Origin of the sequence: Nitrosomonas sp., assembly GCF_022842015.1 — a bacterium.
GTDB lineage: Bacteria > Pseudomonadota > Gammaproteobacteria > Burkholderiales > Nitrosomonadaceae > Nitrosomonas.
Map to the genome: position 1 here is coordinate 1 of NZ_JALHQJ010000030.1, position 17,972 is coordinate 17,972.

Sequence of the window (17,972 nt, forward strand, 5' to 3'; positions counted from 1 at the left end):
TTGCTGGCATATCCCGATCTTCACTGGCAAGCGCTTATTTTAGCAACCATCGGTAATACATTGGGCGGAATGAGTTCATATCTCATTGGTCGGCTACTACCGGATGAGAAAACACTACATAAAAAATTGGGGGGTAATATTCGAAGTCTGGAGTGGGTGCGTCGGCACGGCACTCCTATACTGCTTTTATCCTGGACGCCGCTAATAGGTGATGTGTTATGCGTGGCTGCCGGATGGCTGCGAGCCAATTGGTTGTGGGCACTGTTATTTATTGCGGTGGGGAAGTTTGCGCGATATTGGGTGATTGCAACGGCAATCAATTAGCTTGAAATAAAAAATCTACAGCACGATTCAGCCATTTATCGATGTAAACACCCTGAATCGTTGCTAACTATCTTAACTGAGATCAGTTCTCAAACAGTTTCTGTAACTCTCCAGATTGATACATCTCAGTCACGATATCCGAACCGCCAATAAATTCACCATTCACATACAGCTGCGGTATCGTGGGCCAATTGGAAAAATCCTTGATACCTTGCCTGACTTCCGGATCTGCCAGAACGTCAACCGAGAAAATGTCATCAACACCACAAGCTTTAAGAATATTCACAGCATTCGCTGAGAAGCCACATTGCGGTTGATCTAAGGTGCCCTTCATATAGAGTACTACCGGATGTGCCGTAATTTGTTGCTCGATTAAATCTTCAACGTTCATAGCGTTCATTTCTCCCAAAGATTATTCCAAAATATTTTATATAGAAACAAGAAAACAACATAATTAATTATATACATTAGACCCATAATATAATTATATGGTTTAGATTGATAAATTCAACTGACCGCCACTTACTCGCATTATGCCAGCCAAATCTGGATAAGAACAAATATTACTAAAATCCATATCACGTAACAATTTTCTGCATGCTTCAGCCTGATCATAACCATGCTCCAACAATAACCACCCCTCTTTACTGAGATAGTCAGGCGCTGCATTAATAATATGAGTGATACAGGCCATGCCATGTTCCCCTGCTGACAAAGCTATTCTGGGTTCAAATTGCAGATCACCTTGCAGCAAGTGAGGGTCATCCTCAGCCACATAAGGTGGATTCGATACAATCAGATCAAATTTCTCCCCTGAAAGTTCATCAAACCAATTTCCGTTAATGGCATTTAGATTAGCCACTTTTAGAATGTCGGCATTTCTTCGGCAAACATCGACCGCAGTTGGCGACAAATCAACTGCAACGACCTGAGCTTGAGGGCGATGTCTGGCAATGCTAATTGCAATTGCACCACTGCCTGTTCCCAAGTCCAATACATTACAAAATTCATCAGACGGTATCAGCTTGAGCGCCCACTCAACCAGTAATTCAGTTTCAGGACGAGGAATTAATACAGCTTCTGTGACTTTAAGAGTCAGATCAAAAAATGCACGCTCCCCCATTAAATATGCTACCGGCAATCCTTTAATGCGCTGCTGAACTAGGCTAGAAAATTTCTCGACTTGCTGTGCAGTCAGCATTTGATCAGGGTAAGTCAACAAAAATGCATGATTTACGATTAACACATGTTGCAACAATAAAATTGCATCAATTTTGTTGATAGTTGAGTATGCGGCAGCTAATGCTTGCGAAATTGTTACAGGTTGCATAGCAATTATTCAGAATGATCAAAGGTAATTGATCATTCTTGTACTGATGCGGCTAACAACTCAGCCTGATGCTCGGCCATGAGTGCCGAACAAAGCTCATCAATGTCTCCATCCATAATCTGATCCATCTTATAGAGCGTCAGATTGATGCGATGATCAGTTACCCGCCCCTGGGGAAAATTGTAAGTACGGATCCGCTCCGAGCGTTCACCGGTTCCCACCAATGATTTCCGAGTAGCTGCTTGCTCCGCGTGTTGCGCGCGCGCTTGCTTGTCCTGGATACGCGCCGCCAGAACGCTCAGTGCCTGTGCCTTGTTTTTGTGCTGTGATCGCCCATCTTGGCATTCCACGACGATCCCGGTGGGCAGATGAGTCACACGCACGGCCGAATCAGTTTTATTAATATGCTGGCCGCCAGCACCAGAAGCACGGAAAGTATCAATGCGTAATTCAGAAGGATTCAAAACCACTTCGATCACTTCATCGGCTTCAGGCATAACAGCCACAGTGCATGTAGAGGTGTGCACGCGCCCTTGAGTTTCAGTTACCGGTACACGCTGAACACGGTGACCACCTGATTCAAACTTAAGCTTCGAATAAGCACCATGGCCAATAATTTTGGCAATAATCTCTTTATATCCGCCAATTTCCGACGAGCTTTGCGAAATAATCTCCACCTGCCAGCGCTGCCTTTCTGCGTAACGTGAATACATGCGAAACAAGTTTCCGGCAAACAAAGCGGATTCATCTCCACCGGTTCCAGCCCGAATTTCCAGAAAAATATTGCGTTCATCGTTGGGATCTTTCGGAAGTAATTGCTTTTGTATTTCCGATTCGATCTGAGTGAGTTTTTCTTTCCCAGTTTGAATTTCAGCTTCAGCAAAAGCACGCATGTCCAAATCAGTATGCATCTCCCGCGCAGTTTGCACATCGCGCTCGAATTGTTGATACGATCGATAAAGCTCAACAATCGGAACAATTTCTGCATGTTCACGCGTAAGCTTACGATAATTATCAATATCTGCTGTTGCAGATTCACTGCTCAGCAAATGATTTAACTCGTCCAAACGCACACTCAAGCGAGTGAGTCGGTCCGCGATATTTTTGTTCATTGCGGACGGTGCAATTGGTATAGTCGATTAATCAACTCGACTAATTCTTCACGTTCATTGACTGCCGCTTGATTCAAAGCATTGGAGGGCACATGCAAGAATTTATTTGTTAAGCCGTTGCTCAGAGCCTCTATAACTTTTTTGGGATCTTCACCTTTCTCTAACAATTTAACAGCCCGAGCCAACTCATGCCGGCGATAACGTTCACCCTGGTCACGTAACGCGCGAATGGTTGGAACCATTTCACGTGTGGCAAACCAGCGCATAAAATCAACCACATTCGAGTCAATGATGGTTTCGGCCTGTGTAACAGCATTCTGACGTGAATCCAGCCCTTCTTTAACGATTTCTGACAAATCGTCAACATAGTAAAGAAAAACATCATCGAGTTCTGCGACTTCAGATTCAACATCACGCGGCACAGCAAGATCAACGATAAATATCGGTCGATGCTTGCGAATTTTAATTGCCCGTTCTACCATGCCTTTGCCAAGTATAGGCAGTGGGCTCGCGGTGCAAGTTACCACAATATCGTGTAACGCCAATTGCTCAGGCAGATCGCTCAAAGTAATGGCTTGTGCATTAAAACGATTTGCCAGTGCTTCAGCGCGTTCAGTAGTACGATTAGCAACCGTAATTTTTTGGGGATTACGTGCAGCAAAATGATTAGCGCATAATTCAATCATTTCACCAGCGCCGATAAATAAAACACGCTGTTCACCAATATCGCCAAAAATTCGTTCAGCTAAGCGCGCTGCCGCTGCTGCCATTGATACAGAGCTTGCACCGATTTCTGTCGAGGTTCGAACTTCCTTAGCCACAAAAAACGTGCGTTGAAATAACTTATGCAGCAATAAACCTAATGTTCCAGCGTGTTCTGCAGATTTAACCGCACTCTTTAACTGCCCGAGTATTTGCGGCTCGCCTAATACCATCGAATCCAAACCACTGGCAACCCGAAATGCATGTTTTACAGCCTGCTCACGTGGTAATTTGTAGATGTAGGGATCCAATTCACGAGTTGGCAAATGATGAAAATCAGCGAGCCATACAACAGCATCTTCCGGTCTTTCGGTGCAACAATATATCTCAGTACGATTACAGGTGGACACAATGGCAGCTTCTTTTATTGGATTACGCCCAACCAGATCGCGTAACGCATGCTCCATCGTATTTTCAGGAAAAGTAACTTGTTCGCGCACATCCAGCGGCGCTGTGTTGTGATTAATTCCAAAAGCAAATAATTGCATGGAAGATAATGTTGCCAAAGTAAACAATTCGTAAGAAATAACTGGTAATTATAATATTATGTTTTCTTAAATACCATCAAAGCAAATGATTTATTTTCGCTCACTTGTTTACTTAATGCCATGGCGTAACTGGAATTATTGAAATACTATTTTTGGGTGACCCTTCAATAATTCTGTCGCTATAAGTTAAATAAATCAAGACATTTCTTTTGGCATCATAAAACCGCACAACTTGTAACGACTTAAATAATAGCGACGTACTCTTTTTAAAAACTTCGACACCATCCTCATCACCATTCTTTACTTTTTCTGGCAAGGAAATAGGACCAATCTGCCGACATGCGATTGAAGCATCTGAAGTATCCTCAGCAACTCCTACCATACCACTAACACCCCCGGTTTTGGCTCGACTTAAATAACAAGTAGCACCAGAAATATCCGGATCATCAAATGCTTCAATTACAACTTTATCGTTTGCACCTAAAATTTTAAATTTAGTTGAGACACTACCAATTTTTTCTGCCATCACATAAGAAGTTGTTTGCAGCATTAAGGTACAAATCAACAATACACTTAATAAATTCTTGATATTTAATAATTTAATAATTTTCACACCTTATCTCCCAATAAAATTGAGCAGCCTATTTTAATTTTACTTCTATTTAATTCCAATCCTGTGGCATTACAACCTTGCAATCAGTGATTGATGTCATTGAATTCTGGCAGACATGTTAGCTACATCCATCTCAATTCTCAGAAACATTAGTCAAGAATTATAAACGCCGTGTCATTCCACTCATTTTTCTGGAAGTGACGCAAATATGGATATGTGCCATCCATAGCCAATGCAATCGAGAATAATAGAAGGATATTATTTGATAATTGGTAGGCGCGATTGGATTCGAACCAACGACCCCCACCATGTCAAGGTGGTGCTCTAACCAACTGAGCTACGCGCCTAAAAAAACGAATTTTAACCGAAATGATTAGTCGCTACAATTAATTAATCAAATTAGATGAATAACTCAGTATAAAATTTTTACTAAAAGTAATATCCAGAAAAATTCCGAATGTTTTATTAGTAATAATTGAATTGTCAATAATGTTCATAATTAGATTTTCGAGTATACTCGCCCGCTGCAAGGATCATCCAGCTAATGTAAGTTATCTGGAAGCAATAAGTTAAGTACAACCGAAGAATTATATAGTTACTGGAAATTGGCATTTTGCCGAGGAGAATTTATGCACAAATTATTTTTAAACTTCTTTTTATTATTAACACTGCTTGTTCTGCCATTTAGTGTTTTTTCTCATGGAGACGAAGATCACGAGCACGAAGACGAAAACCACGAACACGCGCATAACGCGACAACTGCGGAATCTTCATCACAGTTGCAAAGTGGCATAGGGTGGAAGGTTGTACGTGCTGTGGAATTAGGAAACTCGGGGAAATTTGTACATTTGGTACTTATCGATCATAGTAAGCACACCGACAAAACGATCTATAGTGCCGCTATTAATAGACTCTGCAACCCCAACGATGAATTTTGCAGAATAAGATTCTGGAGCGAGGAAAGATTTGTACCTGAGAAAGCTTCTTTAACGGTAGAGCAAAACAAACAATTAAAAGCTGATTATTTAATCAATAAAGCTGCTGGGATCCATCACCTGCAGTGGTCATGCAGTGTCAATCCCGATAGAAATAATTGCTTCTAAAATTAACCCGATACGCTTGGACAGGCAATGTTGAACTTATAGATCATTAAAAATCGCTGATGATCTATCTGCATTGCTGCTGGGGTGTTAAAAATAGGTGAAAGGCAAATTTATGTGTAATAAATGAGCAGTTCACCTGTTTTTTCTTTGCATTTTTATTACTTCAAAAACGTTTTTTAACAGCCTGTTAAATATGTAACGTACGCTTATCCACGCCAAGTGCGGCCTCATGAAACACTTCTGATAAAGATGGATGAGCATGAACAATACAGGCGATATCTTGACTGCTGGCTGAAAATTTCATCGCCATAACTGCTTCTGAAATGAGTTCTGAGACATGTGGGCCAATCATATGAACACCCAGTACACGGTCAGTTTTCTCATCTGCTAAGACTTTTATAAATCCACTGGTCTCGTTCATGGCACGCGCACGTCCGTTCGCAATGAATGGAAACTGACCAACTTTATAGGCAATACCAGCTGCTCTCAATTCCTGTTCGTTTTTCCCTACCCACGCAATTTCTGGTGCGGTATAAATAACCCAGGGTATTGTATTAAAATCAACAGCCTCATCCGCATTGGCCTGATTTGTTTCAAGGTGTTTGATCATTTCAGCAACAGCCACACCTTCTTCGGATGCTTTATGCGCCAGCATAGGACCGCGAACTACGTCGCCTACTGCATATACATTGGTCAGATTAGTCCGACAATTCTGATCAACATTAATAAATCCACGCTCATCTATAGACAAATCATTTTCTTCCACACCCAATCCAGTCGTATTGGGGATGCGGCCAACCGCCACAATCAGCTTGTCAACTTCCATGACCTGTTCCTGATTGTTAGAATCACCATAACCAACAACTACAGAGTTACCGGATATCTTAACCGATTTAATTTTGACACCGGTGTTGATTTGCAATCCAGGTTCTTTGGCGAAAATACTTTTTGCTTCTTTAGCAACCTGTTCATCTGCCGCCATCAGAAATCCGGGCATCGCTTCAAGAAGAGTGACTTCCGCACCAAGTCTGCGCCATACACTACCCATTTCAAGCCCGATCACACCTGCACCAATAACTCCCAATCGCTTAGGCACTTCCTTTAAAGCTAAAGCACCAGCATTATCCAGAATCATCTCATTATCGACTGGCACAAAAGATAACTGCCGTGGTATCGAACCGGTTGCTATAATCACATGCTTTGCCTGGACTGTTTCAGTAGCACCGTTATCGTCAACTTTTATTTGCCAAGCATCAGCGGATTCTTCTCGACTCAACAACGTCCCCCTGCCATGCATCGACTTAACCTTGTTCTTTTTGAATAGTGAACTAATACCGGCGGTAAATGTGGTGACAATTTTGTCTTTGCGTGCAATCATAACCGGAACATCGACCGAAACATTTTCTGCAGAAATTCCATGCGCGGAAATCTTGTGTTGAATTTGGAAATAATTCTCAGAAGATTCCAATAAAGCTTTGGAAGGAATACAACCAACGTTCAGGCAAGTCCCTCCAAGACTGGCTTTGCCCTTTGAGTTTTTCCACTCATCAATACAAACTGTATTCAAACCCAGCTGCGCACAACGGATCGCCGCAACATAGCCTCCTGGGCCAGCACCAATAATCGCCACATCAAATGTTTCTAACATGATTAGACCTTTGTGAAATTTTTGCCAAGTGGTAAGTTTAAAGCAAAATAAAATATGCTGTGCATAGTTTGCTTTGACAAATGAATGCAAACTTACTGTAATGGCAATTCGGTATTCTCGCATCCAATAATGCTGATCTCACGTAATGCCTGCACATAATCTCCATTTTCACGTAACTTTATCATCGAGCCTGTGTGATTTCTAGCATGCAAACGAGCCAACCGCGACAGGCTTGTTGCTGACATTTCCCAATGCAATCCATGCAAAATTTCATCGACTCCCACAGGATTATTGCAAACTAATATCATGTCGCAACCCGCATCGAGCGCAGCTTGTGCGCGTGACAACATAGATTCCAAATAATCTCCGGCACCCAGCATACTTAAATCATCACTGAAAATACAACCATCGAATCGCAATTCCTTGCGTAAAATATTCTGTAGCCAGATTTTCGAAAAGCCGGCAGGTTTGGAATCGATTTTTGGGTAGATAACATGTGCCGGCATCACTCCAACCACCCCTGAATCAATCATGTGTTGAAATGGAACTAAATCGCTCACCTCAATCTCAGTGTATCGGCGCGAGTCAATTGATTTTTCCAAATGAGAATCGGTCTGAATATAACCGTGCCCCGGAAAATGCTTTGCTATTGCCGGCATACCGCCTTTCTTGAGCCCAAGCATCAAATTATTCGCCAAGTCCGAAACGGCGCTCGCATCATGATGGAAAGCGCGATCGCCGATCACAAAGCTTTGTCCATAGTCAAGATCCAACACCGGTGTAAAACTGAAATCAATCCCGCAAGCATTTAACTCTGCAGCCAACACAAAACCAACTTGTTTAGCAAGATGTCGGGCGCGATTCGATTGTTTATCCCAAATTTTCCCCAGTTCACGCATTGCGGGCAGTTTTGTAAAGTCTTTCCGGAAACGTTGAACACGCCCACCTTCATGATCGACCGCAATCAGCAAATGCGGAGTTCGTAACATATGTATCTGCTGTGTCAATTCAGTTAATTGACGGTGATTCTCATAATTGCGGGTAAATAGAATGACGCCGCCTGTGAGTGGGTGTAAAAGTTTTTTGATATCGCCCTCAGAAAGTTGTGTTCCGGCAATATCGAGCATCACTGGCCCAAGCAACATGATTATTTCTCCAATACGACAAAAGCACACACCATATTGATTTCATCACTAATAGAAAGATGATGCTGCGTGATTCCCTGATCGAAAAGTAATTGATCGAGCTCAGGATGAAATTGAAAAAATGGCTTTCCTAAGCCATCATGAGTGATCGTAATATATGCCAAGCTAACCGGATGTCGTAAACCTGTACCCATTGCCTTAGATAATGCTTCTTTAGCAGCAAAGCGGCTAGCCAGAAACAGAATCGGCTTGCTGCTCGATTGATATTCCTGCAACTCGCTCGTGGTTAAGATACGCCGTGCAAAACGCTCGCCGAAACGATTTAACGATTGCGCAATTCTTGCTGATTCGACAATATCCGCTCCAATACCATAGATCATTTACGCGACTCAAGCATGAGCTGTTTCATTTCCTGCACGGCAAGTTTAAAGCCAACAAAAATAGCTCTGGCAACAATTGCATGGCCAATATTCAATTCCGAAATTTCAGGAATGGCTGCAATGGCTTGAACATTCTCATAATGCAAACCATGTCCGGCATTGACTTTCAAACCAAGGTCTTTCCCCAGAGCAACGGCTTCCTGCACCTCGACAAAATGTTTTTCTTGCGCATCGAATGAATGTGCATCCGCATAACTGCCAGTGTGGATTTCGATGACAGGTGCACCCGCCCGAGCTGCTGCATCAATTTGTAGCGTGTCAGCGTTGATGAACAATGAAACACGTATCCCCGCTTCTCCCAATTTTTGGCATGCACGCTTGATCTGATCGAAATGCCTCACAACATCGAGACCACCCTCAGTTGTCAATTCTTCGCGCCTCTCAGGCACTAAACAAATATCGTGAGGCTTTATTCTCAGGGCGATGTTAATCATTTCGTCGGTAACTGCACTTTCCAGGTTCATCCTAGTCGTAAGCCGGTTATGCAGAACTTCCACATCGCGATCTTGAATATGTCGCCGATCTTCGCGCAGATGTAAAGTGATCGCATCTGCTCCGGCAGATTCGGCAATCAACGCCGCTTCGATTGGATCCGGGTATTTTGTTCCACGCGCTTGCCGTAATGTCGCCACATGATCAATATTGACGCCTAATTCAATCATTATCTGAGACGCCCAAGACACCAAGAATTCTTAATTGTTTATTCATAACCTAGATTTCTTAACACACTTTCACTATCAGCCCAACCGCGTTTAACTTTAACCCAAACTTCCAAATACACTTTTCCTCCAAACATCAACTCCATGTCTTTTCTCGCCTGGCTTGCTATTTGTTTAAGCTTTTCTCCTTTTTTTCCAATAATAATTGCTTTCTGATTGGGCTTATCAACCAGAATGGTGGCATAAATTTTGTGCAAATGATTTTCCAACTTAAATTGATCAACCACAACACTGGTCGAATAAGGAATTTCATCGCCGACCAAGCGAAATAGTTTTTCACGGATGAATTCTCCGGCAAGAAAACGCTCACTACGATCTGTAATTTCATCCTTATCGTACATAGGTTGACTAACAGGCAAATAATCGCGAATGGTATTGAGGAGCTCCAGCAGCTGAATCTTATGCATCGCACTCACCGGTATAATGTCAGAAAACTGAGCTATTTGCGCTACTTCATTTAAAAATGGCAATAACCGATTCTTTTCTGCCAATTTATCAATTTTATTGACCACTAAAATAATCGGAACATTCTCAGGTAAAATTTTGAGTACCGCAATATCACGCTGATCAAGGCGCATCGCCTCAATGACAAATAATATAACATTCACCTCGCGCATACTCTGAGTCACCACGCGATTCATTGCAGCATTCAAACCATTGGTATAGTGCGTTTGAAAACCAGGCGTATCAACAAAGACAAATTGTGTCCGCTGATCCGTCAAAACACCATTAATTCTGAAACGAGTTGTTTGAGCTTTCTTCGATGTAATGCTGATTTTTTGTTCCACCAACTTATTTAATAAAGTTGATTTACCCACATTGGGGCGACCAATAATTGCTATGTAACCAGTACGAAAATTATCGGCATGAAGGGTCATTCTGAGACATGATGAGTAGTAATTAAAGGCTTATTAAACACTATTAATGCGCGTAGTGCAGACAAATTTTTTCGTAGGCTAATTTTGCAGCTATTTGTTCTGCACTTCGGCGATTTGTACCTTCGCCTGCAGTCCGAATATCTAATGCGGATATCACACATTCTACTTTGAAATTTTGTTTATGTGATTTACCACTGGTTGTAACTACCAGATATTCTGGCAATGATAGCTTCTGGCTTTGTAAAAACTCCTGCAATAAAGTTTTAGGATCTTTTGCTGGAGACTCAAGGTCAATATTTTGTATCAAAGGTTTGTAGATCGCCATGATCACTGTTTCCACTTGCACATAATTACTATCCAGATAAATAGCGCCCAATAAAGCTTCAAAAGTATCTGCAAGAATCGATGGGCGATGACAGCCACCGCTTTTTAACTCACCCTCACCTAATCTGAGTAGTTTATCCATTTGTAAGCTAAGTGCAATATTTGACAATGCCTTTTGATTCACAAAATTAGCGCGGAGCCGAGACAAGTAGCCTTCCGGTAATTCTGGGAAATGTTTATAAATAATTCCTGAGATTACGCAATTTAATATTGCGTCGCCTAGAAATTCCAAACGCTCGTTATGAGGCGCGCTGTGACTTCGGTGCGTTAACGCCGCTTGCAGTAATTGAGGTTGAGTAAAGCTATATCCTAGACGTTCGCAGAATATATCCAGTAACTGCTGAGTAGCAGTTGATATTGCTTCATTTTGCATAAACTTTCGAGTATTAATTGCTTGCTGCTTCAAAATCGATATTTAAAGACACATTGGAAAATAGCGGAATTTTTACTGTGTAGTTAGCGCTCAAAATGACTCGTCCATTTTCTCTATCTATTTTAATATCTTGACCACTGATGGATTTAATATCATCAATCTGAGCGCGCTTAATAAATGCTAATCTTATTTGATTTAAGTTTGCATTTTGTAGGCTTGTATCTTTAGCGACAGCTGATAGGTTTTTTTTAATCGATGAATATTCTATATAGGCAGGTGCAATTCTCAGGCCAGTGATAGCAATTAGCACCAGAACGATAGACCACATTATTAAGCCAACTAGACTAATACCTTTTTGTTTCAGTGACATCTTGTGATAATTCACGTTTTCACCTCATAGAAAAAAGCTTATTATTTAATCGACAATCCAATACGGCCAAAATCTCCAAAATTCCACCAAATCATGAACGCCTTACCAACAATATTCTCTTCAGGAACAAATCCCCAGTAACGGCTGTCACTGCTGCTATCACGATTATCGCCTAAAGTAAAATAATTTCCAGCCGGCACTTCGCAAGTAAACCCGCCACGACGATACTGACAGTTATCACGGAATTCAAACTGCCGCACGTTTGAAAACTGAATACCTTTAATATCCTGACTAATAATAACGGAATGCTTCTCGTCAGCTAGAGATTCCGAATAGCGATCGGAATAAATATACCCTAGCCCAGGTTCAATATATTTATAGTCTCCCTCGTATTCCATTTTAATCACTTCCCCATTAATAATTAGCTGTTTATTATGATAAGTGATAACGTCGCCTGGTACACCAACAACACGTTTGATGTAATCAATTGATGGATCTTCTGGATAACGGAAAACTAACACATCTCCTCGTTTGGGTTCATCCATTTCCAAAATTTTCTTATTAATAACGGGTAGCCTTATGCCATAAATATATTTGTTTACAAGAATAAAATCGCCTATTAATAATGTAGGCAGCATTGAACCTGATGGAATTTTAAAAGGCTCAATTACGAAGGAACGCAAACTAAAAACAATCAAAATAATAGGAAAGAAACTTTTCGGGTATTCGATCCACCATGGCTCATTCTCATTCAGGCCACGTTTTTTTTTCCAGAAAATGGTATCCAATAACCAAATACTGCCAGTAATCATAAGCAGAATAAAAAGTATCAAAGGAAAATTCATACAATTTCCTTTGATACTGAACGATTGGTGCTATTTTGAATTATGGTATGTCTATCTAAATTCAACCTAAAATCCGGGAAAGAAAATTTCTCTCTACTTATCATCATTATTATTTATTATCGACCTGCAAAATTGCCAGAAACGCTTCTTGTGGAATTTCCACATTACCCACCCGCTTCATTCTCTTTTTACCTGCTTTTTGTTTTTCCAGCAACTTTCGTTTACGTGATATATCGCCACCGTAGCATTTTGCCAACACATTTTTTCGTAACGCCTTGACTGTCTCACGTGCAATGACATGGGCACCCACTGCGGCCTGTACGGCAATATCGAACATCTGGCGAGGAATTAACTGGCGCATTTTTTGCACTAATTCACGCCCCCGATACTGACTGCTACTTCGATGAATAATCAAGGACAACGCATCAACTTTGTCGCCATTAATCAATATATCCAGTTTCACTAAATCGGAGGCACGAAACTCTTTAAATTCATAATCCAAAGAAGCATAGCCGCGGCTGGTCGATTTCAATCGGTCAAAAAAATCCATAACAACTTCATTAAGCGGCATTTCGTATGTCAGCATGACTTGCTTACCCATATACTGCATATTCATTTGATTTCCACGTTTACTGACGCACAAAGTGATCACAGCACCAACATATTCTTCCGGAACAATAATAGTTGAAGTAATCATGGGTTCGCGAATCTCGGCAATTTTTGAAAGATCTGGGATTTTTGACGGATTCTCGATCTCAATCACTGTATCATCACGCATCAGTACTTGATAAACAACCGTAGGTGCTGTTGTAATCAAATCCATGTCATATTCACGTTCTAACCGTTCCTGCACAATATCCATATGCAGCAACCCAAGAAAGCCGCAACGAAAACCGAAACCCAGCGCTTGAGATACTTCTGGTTCAAAATTTAGTGACGAATCATTCAATTTCAATTTTTCCAATGCTGAACGCAACGCATCATATTGATTGGATTCTACGGGATATAAACCGGCAAATACTTGTGGCTTTATTTCTTTAAAGCCCTGCAATGGTTTTTCTGCCGGACGAATTGCAGAAGTTACGGTATCTCCCACTTTTGCTATATTCAGTTCTTTGATACCGGAAATGATAAAACCCACTTCACCAGCACTGAGTGAATCCCGAGCAGCCGATTTTGGCACAAACACGCCTACCTGTTCACAGAGCTGCACCGCCTTGCTGGCCATCAGTAATATTTTTTCACCGGGCTTCACTGTACCATCCATCACCCTGACTAAAATCACGACACCAACATAGTTATCAAACCAGGAATCAATAATTAAGGCTTTTAAGGGCGCATTCGGATCGCCTTTCGGTCCAGGAATTTTAGCGATCAAAGCCTCTAAAACATCTTCTACACCTTCTCCTGTTTTTGCACTAATCTTAATCGCATCTTGTGCATCAATTCCTATTACTTCTTCAATGTTGCTAATGACACGGGTCGGATCTGAAGCCGGGAGATCAATTTTGTTTAAAACCGGAATAACCTCAACACCTTGCTCGATCGCTGTATAACAGTTAGCAACGGTTTGCGCTTCAACGCCCTGTGAAGCATCAACTACCAAAAGCGCACCTTCGCAGGCGGCTAAAGAGCGCGAAACCTCATAAGAAAAATCAACATGCCCTGGTGTATCAATTAAATTCAGTAAGTATGTTTCACCATTCCTTGCTTTGTAGCGTAAAGCCGCTGTTTGGGCTTTGATAGTAATGCCCCTTTCACGCTCCAAATCCATAGAATCCAATACTTGCGCTTCCATTTCCCGATCGGATAAACCACCACACAGATGAATAATACGATCCGCTAGCGTTGATTTGCCGTGATCAATATGAGCAATGATGGAGAAATTACGGATATGCTGCATCAGATATAAAATATAAAGAGTATATTTCCAGCAATCTTAAAGATTCACGCAGCCAGGCTAGAAACAAAAATATTGTATTGGCTATTAAGGAGGCAGCATTCTAACGAAATTTACCAAGATAATCATCTAAAGCTGCTAAATCGAGAAAATAATGGCAAATCTCCTGATTGGTAAATGGTGACATCAATACTGGAACTCGCTCTCCATAACGTTTAACCAGTTCGGGATCGGAATCAATATCAACAACCTTGAAATCGAATGATACTTGCTGCTGCAAATGCTGCAGAGCAAGCATCATATCTTGGCAAAGATGGCAGCCTTCACGGCCATAGATGATCAGTTCTCGTATTTGCTCGGAAGGAAAAAGGTTAGGCTCATTTTTCTTTGTCATCATCGGAGAGTTTCATTGTAATGAAAGTTGTGATATCTCCTCTTTTTACAAGCAGTGCAATATTTTTCCCACTCTTAACTTGATTAAGCAATCCATTAAATTGCGCAACACTTTTTACATCCTTACTGTTAAATCCAAGGATAATGTCGCCAATGCGGATTCCTGAACTGCTGGCAATGCCAGTTTGCATGTCTTCAACCAGTAAGCCATTGGCGATCTCCAACTGTTTCTTTTGTTCATCAGTAATCTCACTTAATGCCAACCCAAGACGATTTGAAGTATCTGGTTTATTACTTTGCTTGAGTTTTCGATTTTCTGACACTTCATCAGAAGGCGTTTCTCCAACTTCGACTTTAACGGTTTTTAAGACACCATCCCTCCAAACTTGAATAGTTGCTTTTGATCCTGGTTTAGTATTGCCAACTATGCGGGGTAAATCTGAAGATGTCAAAACTTCCTTTTCATCAAACTTCAGAATAATATCGCGCGCTTGAACCCCCGCTTTTTCCGCAGGACCATTTTTTTCAATAGAAACAACTAATGCTCCTTTACTATCCGCTAATCCAAAAGATTCAGCCAATTCTTTGGTTACCTCTTGAATCATAACACCGATTCTTCCTCGACTTACTTTACCGCTAACCTTTAGTTGATCAGCAATTTCAGTAGCTACATTGATCGGTATGGCAAAAGACAACCCCATGAATCCGCCCGTACGGCTATAAATTTGAGAATTAATGCCGACCACTTCTCCTTTCATATTAAATAAAGGCCCACCTGAATTTCCTGGATTAATCGCAACATCCGTCTGTATAAATGGAACATAATTTTCCTGTGCCAAAGAACGCCCTTTAGCACTCACAATGCCCGCAGTGACGCTATGTTCAAAACCGAATGGGGAGCCGATCGCAATCACCCACTCACCTACTTTAAGATTTTCTGGATCCCCTTGTGTGACTTCAGGCAAATCAGTGGCGTTGATTTTAATTAGCGCAATATCGGTTTTACGATCGGTGCCGATAATTTTAGCAACAAATTCTCGTTTATCATTCAGCTTCACTGTTATCTCATCGGCGGTTTCAACCACATGCGCATTTGTCAGAATATAGCCATCAGAACTAATAATAAAGCCCGATCCTAGTGATTTAGGTTCAGATTTCCTTGGCCCGGGGAAAGGCTGAATATGCCTTTTAAAAAAATCATAAAATGGTGAATTTTCCGGAATTCCTGGTATTTCAGGAATTATTTGATTATTCATCATATTCGAATTTTGCACAGCACTGATATTCACTACTGCAACACCATGTTTTTCAACTAATCCGGTAAAATTCGGCAGTTCGGCAGCTTGAGCAAAGTTTACCGATAAAAATAAAAAAAAGGGAACTATCATTAATTGAAACATGCTTCTTATCCTTACTGTACGCTTATATAAAAAATGCATATATGCATGACTAACGATCAAAATGTTACGGAGTAATCACTATTCAAATTTAAGTCATGAATTTAAATAGTGATTATATAAATAATAAAATAATTTCTCATCTATTGCTGCCATATTTCTGAAAAGAAAAAGTACAATAGATTCCAGCCAGTAATAACTTAATTAAGCTTAGTAACGGAGTCGCCTATTAGCTTAATGGTTTCCAATGGCGCTTCACCTACTGTGGTTATTTTACTGCCCTCCAACACCCGCACATAGATATTGATTGCGCCGCGCCCCGTAAAAAGACCCGACACAGGCGTTGGCACATCCTCTGCGATAGGCTCAATAAAAACAGATACGGTTGCAAGCCCGTCAGACAAGGCAATATGATCCACAAACACAGGCTTCTCAGTCAGATTACGCTTCATTTCAATTAATTTTCTAAAACCTGGTGGCAAATTATTAACCTGCCATTTTAATTCACCTTCGTTGATGACAGAAGTCAATAAATTGGTTATTTTCCATTCATTTTGATTTTGAGTCATGAACGAACTGGGTTTCAATAAATCGGGTTGAATTTCTCCGTCAATTTCCAGTTGTGCAAATGCAAACTGCTCAATAATCTCGTTACCATCCGTGATGGCATTTTTTAAAAGCAGCCCTGTTCCAACATCTATCCAGAATTGATAACCATAGCGTAATGAATCTCTTGGTATCAAAGAAACAACCTGGCTCTCATGATCGATTATGCGCTCACGCTTGACTTCTTTGATGTAATAATTCTCATCAAGATTACCAAACGGCTGCGGAAGAATATCAGGGAAGAATTTACGAAACCAACGTTTCTCAGTGTATATTCTTTTGCTTTCTGGCAGATAACATTTCATTTCATCGTTAGTGCGAAAAACTATTCGTGGCGGTCCATCCAAAACTTCAATTCTTTCATGTTCGCCCACGTGATCAGTCTTATGAACGATGCGTGATGCTTCTATGTGATTATCTGCATAATAAATGAATGTTCCAGAGTAATTATGCCGACGAGGAGCCTCGGCCATTTTTTTCAACCAATCAAGTGCGCCTTCAGACGAACGGGATAACTCCTGTGCAACTGCAACTTGAAAACCAAATACTAAAAAACATAACAACGAAATATTGCTGCGACTAATCATCTACCATATCTTTCGTGATATTCAACGTTATGAATATTGCCTGCTTGTCCGCTCATTGTAATTCCCGGAGAAAATTCTCTATGCACGAACAAATAATCATTGATTTCAACTGGCGGGTGTGAATAATTATGAATTAGTGGCGGCGATGAAACCATAACGGGCGCAATCTTCAAGTTATTTTCCTGATTCGATTGCTCAGCAATCGTTATTTGCTGCGGCTTATATAAATTATTCATGATTAGCCCCGCAGAAATCATTGCAACAACAGAAGCAGCCACTGCAAACGAAAATACTTTATGCTTCTGTTTTTTGATTGCGCTTGTTACGCTGATTACATTGGGGGAAAGTACTGTAGGTTCTGATATTAATTTTTGACTGACACTGGAAGAGATATTTATGGATAATTGGGATGACTTTCGAAGCGTATCTCCAATCAAATGATAAGTTTTCCATTCCTCATGCAAGTCATCATTTTTTCTGATGGCCTCAATAATATTGGCAACATCCTGTTGATCAAGTTCACCATCCATTAATGCAGATACTTTACTTTTCACA

Annotated in this window: 20 protein-coding genes and 1 tRNA gene; 2 read left to right on the forward strand and 19 right to left on the reverse strand. The window is 40.9% G+C overall.

Annotated features, from left to right (window positions below):
- Positions 1 to 324: VTT domain-containing protein (locus Q0C11_RS07290; RefSeq protein WP_293006904.1), on the forward strand; the 324-nt coding region annotated here is incomplete at its 5' end.
- A gap of 82 nt (positions 325 to 406) precedes the next feature.
- On the opposite strand, the gene grxD is transcribed toward Q0C11_RS07290, so the two are convergent.
- The 6 genes from grxD to Q0C11_RS07320 form a co-directional block, all read right to left on the reverse strand.
- Positions 407 to 715, reverse strand: coding sequence for a Grx4 family monothiol glutaredoxin (gene grxD / locus Q0C11_RS07295; protein ID WP_062558853.1), 309 nt, complete (start codon positions 713 to 715; stop codon positions 407 to 409).
- A 102-nt stretch (positions 716 to 817) separates the two neighbouring features.
- Positions 818 to 1,654: a peptide chain release factor N(5)-glutamine methyltransferase gene (gene prmC / locus Q0C11_RS07300; RefSeq protein ID WP_293006905.1), complete on the reverse strand. Its 837-nt coding sequence runs from the start codon at positions 1,652 to 1,654 to the stop codon at positions 818 to 820.
- A gap of 32 nt (positions 1,655 to 1,686) precedes the next feature.
- Positions 1,687 to 2,766, reverse strand: a complete 1,080-nt coding sequence (prfA, locus tag Q0C11_RS07305) for a peptide chain release factor 1 (RefSeq protein ID WP_293006906.1) — start codon at positions 2,764 to 2,766, stop codon at positions 1,687 to 1,689.
- Positions 2,763 to 4,016: a glutamyl-tRNA reductase gene (gene hemA, locus Q0C11_RS07310; protein ID WP_293006936.1), complete on the reverse strand. Its 1,254-nt coding sequence runs from the start codon at positions 4,014 to 4,016 to the stop codon at positions 2,763 to 2,765. Before hemA ends, prfA begins: the two co-directional genes overlap by 4 nt.
- Positions 4,017 to 4,128: 112 nt before the next feature.
- The gene (locus tag Q0C11_RS07315; protein WP_367273741.1) at positions 4,129 to 4,566 is read right to left on the reverse strand and encodes a CreA family protein; all 438 of its coding nucleotides are present in this window, start codon (positions 4,564 to 4,566) and stop codon (positions 4,129 to 4,131) included.
- Between the two features lie 333 nt (positions 4,567 to 4,899).
- Positions 4,900 to 4,976, reverse strand: a tRNA-Val gene (locus Q0C11_RS07320).
- 282 nt (positions 4,977 to 5,258) lie between these two features.
- On the opposite strand from Q0C11_RS07320, the gene Q0C11_RS07325 reads away from it, so the two are divergent.
- Positions 5,259 to 5,732, forward strand: a complete 474-nt coding sequence (locus Q0C11_RS07325) for a hypothetical protein (protein WP_293006908.1) — start codon at positions 5,259 to 5,261, stop codon at positions 5,730 to 5,732.
- A 187-nt stretch (positions 5,733 to 5,919) separates the two neighbouring features.
- Here Q0C11_RS07325 and lpdA read toward each other — a convergent pair whose 3' ends face one another.
- The 13 genes from lpdA to Q0C11_RS07390 form a co-directional block, all read right to left on the reverse strand.
- On the reverse strand, positions 5,920 to 7,380 hold the full coding sequence (lpdA, locus tag Q0C11_RS07330; protein WP_293006909.1) for a dihydrolipoyl dehydrogenase: 1,461 nt from the start codon (positions 7,378 to 7,380) through the stop codon (positions 5,920 to 5,922).
- 92 nt (positions 7,381 to 7,472) lie between these two features.
- Complete coding sequence (gene nagZ / locus Q0C11_RS07335) at positions 7,473 to 8,525, reverse strand: beta-N-acetylhexosaminidase (protein WP_293006910.1); 1,053 nt, start codon at positions 8,523 to 8,525, stop codon at positions 7,473 to 7,475.
- Between the two features lie 2 nt (positions 8,526 to 8,527).
- Positions 8,528 to 8,905 (reverse strand): holo-ACP synthase, encoded by a 378-nt coding sequence (gene acpS, locus Q0C11_RS07340; RefSeq protein WP_293006911.1) that lies wholly within the window; start codon positions 8,903 to 8,905, stop codon positions 8,528 to 8,530.
- The gene (gene pdxJ / locus Q0C11_RS07345; protein ID WP_293006912.1) at positions 8,902 to 9,627 is read right to left on the reverse strand and encodes a pyridoxine 5'-phosphate synthase; all 726 of its coding nucleotides are present in this window, start codon (positions 9,625 to 9,627) and stop codon (positions 8,902 to 8,904) included. Before pdxJ ends, acpS begins: the two co-directional genes overlap by 4 nt.
- A 38-nt stretch (positions 9,628 to 9,665) precedes the next feature.
- Positions 9,666 to 10,562 (reverse strand): GTPase Era, encoded by an 897-nt coding sequence (era, locus tag Q0C11_RS07350; RefSeq protein ID WP_293006913.1) that lies wholly within the window; start codon positions 10,560 to 10,562, stop codon positions 9,666 to 9,668.
- 43 nt (positions 10,563 to 10,605) lie between these two features.
- Positions 10,606 to 11,319 (reverse strand): ribonuclease III, encoded by a 714-nt coding sequence (gene rnc / locus Q0C11_RS07355; protein WP_293006914.1) that lies wholly within the window; start codon positions 11,317 to 11,319, stop codon positions 10,606 to 10,608.
- A 13-nt stretch (positions 11,320 to 11,332) separates the two neighbouring features.
- On the reverse strand, positions 11,333 to 11,704 hold the full coding sequence (locus Q0C11_RS07360; protein ID WP_293006915.1) for a DUF4845 domain-containing protein: 372 nt from the start codon (positions 11,702 to 11,704) through the stop codon (positions 11,333 to 11,335).
- Positions 11,705 to 11,730: 26 nt separating this feature from the next.
- A complete protein-coding gene (gene lepB / locus Q0C11_RS07365) occupies positions 11,731 to 12,534 on the reverse strand; it encodes a signal peptidase I (protein ID WP_293006916.1) in 804 nt (267 codons plus the stop codon).
- 109 nt (positions 12,535 to 12,643) lie between these two features.
- Positions 12,644 to 14,440 (reverse strand): translation elongation factor 4, encoded by a 1,797-nt coding sequence (lepA, locus tag Q0C11_RS07370; protein WP_293006937.1) that lies wholly within the window; start codon positions 14,438 to 14,440, stop codon positions 12,644 to 12,646.
- Between the two features lie 97 nt (positions 14,441 to 14,537).
- Positions 14,538 to 14,831 (reverse strand): glutaredoxin family protein, encoded by a 294-nt coding sequence (locus tag Q0C11_RS07375; protein WP_367273740.1) that lies wholly within the window; start codon positions 14,829 to 14,831, stop codon positions 14,538 to 14,540.
- Positions 14,812 to 16,227 (reverse strand): DegQ family serine endoprotease, encoded by a 1,416-nt coding sequence (locus Q0C11_RS07380; RefSeq protein WP_293006917.1) that lies wholly within the window; start codon positions 16,225 to 16,227, stop codon positions 14,812 to 14,814. The genes Q0C11_RS07375 and Q0C11_RS07380 overlap by 20 nt, the downstream gene beginning before the upstream one ends.
- 197 nt (positions 16,228 to 16,424) lie before the next feature.
- Positions 16,425 to 17,417 (reverse strand): MucB/RseB C-terminal domain-containing protein, encoded by a 993-nt coding sequence (locus Q0C11_RS07385; RefSeq protein ID WP_293006918.1) that lies wholly within the window; start codon positions 17,415 to 17,417, stop codon positions 16,425 to 16,427.
- Positions 17,414 to 17,971 carry a sigma-E factor negative regulatory protein gene (locus Q0C11_RS07390; protein WP_293006919.1) on the reverse strand — a complete coding sequence of 186 codons (558 nt, stop codon included), beginning with the start codon at positions 17,969 to 17,971 and terminating at the stop codon, positions 17,414 to 17,416. Before Q0C11_RS07390 ends, Q0C11_RS07385 begins: the two co-directional genes overlap by 4 nt.
- Position 17,972 lies beyond the last annotated feature (1 nt).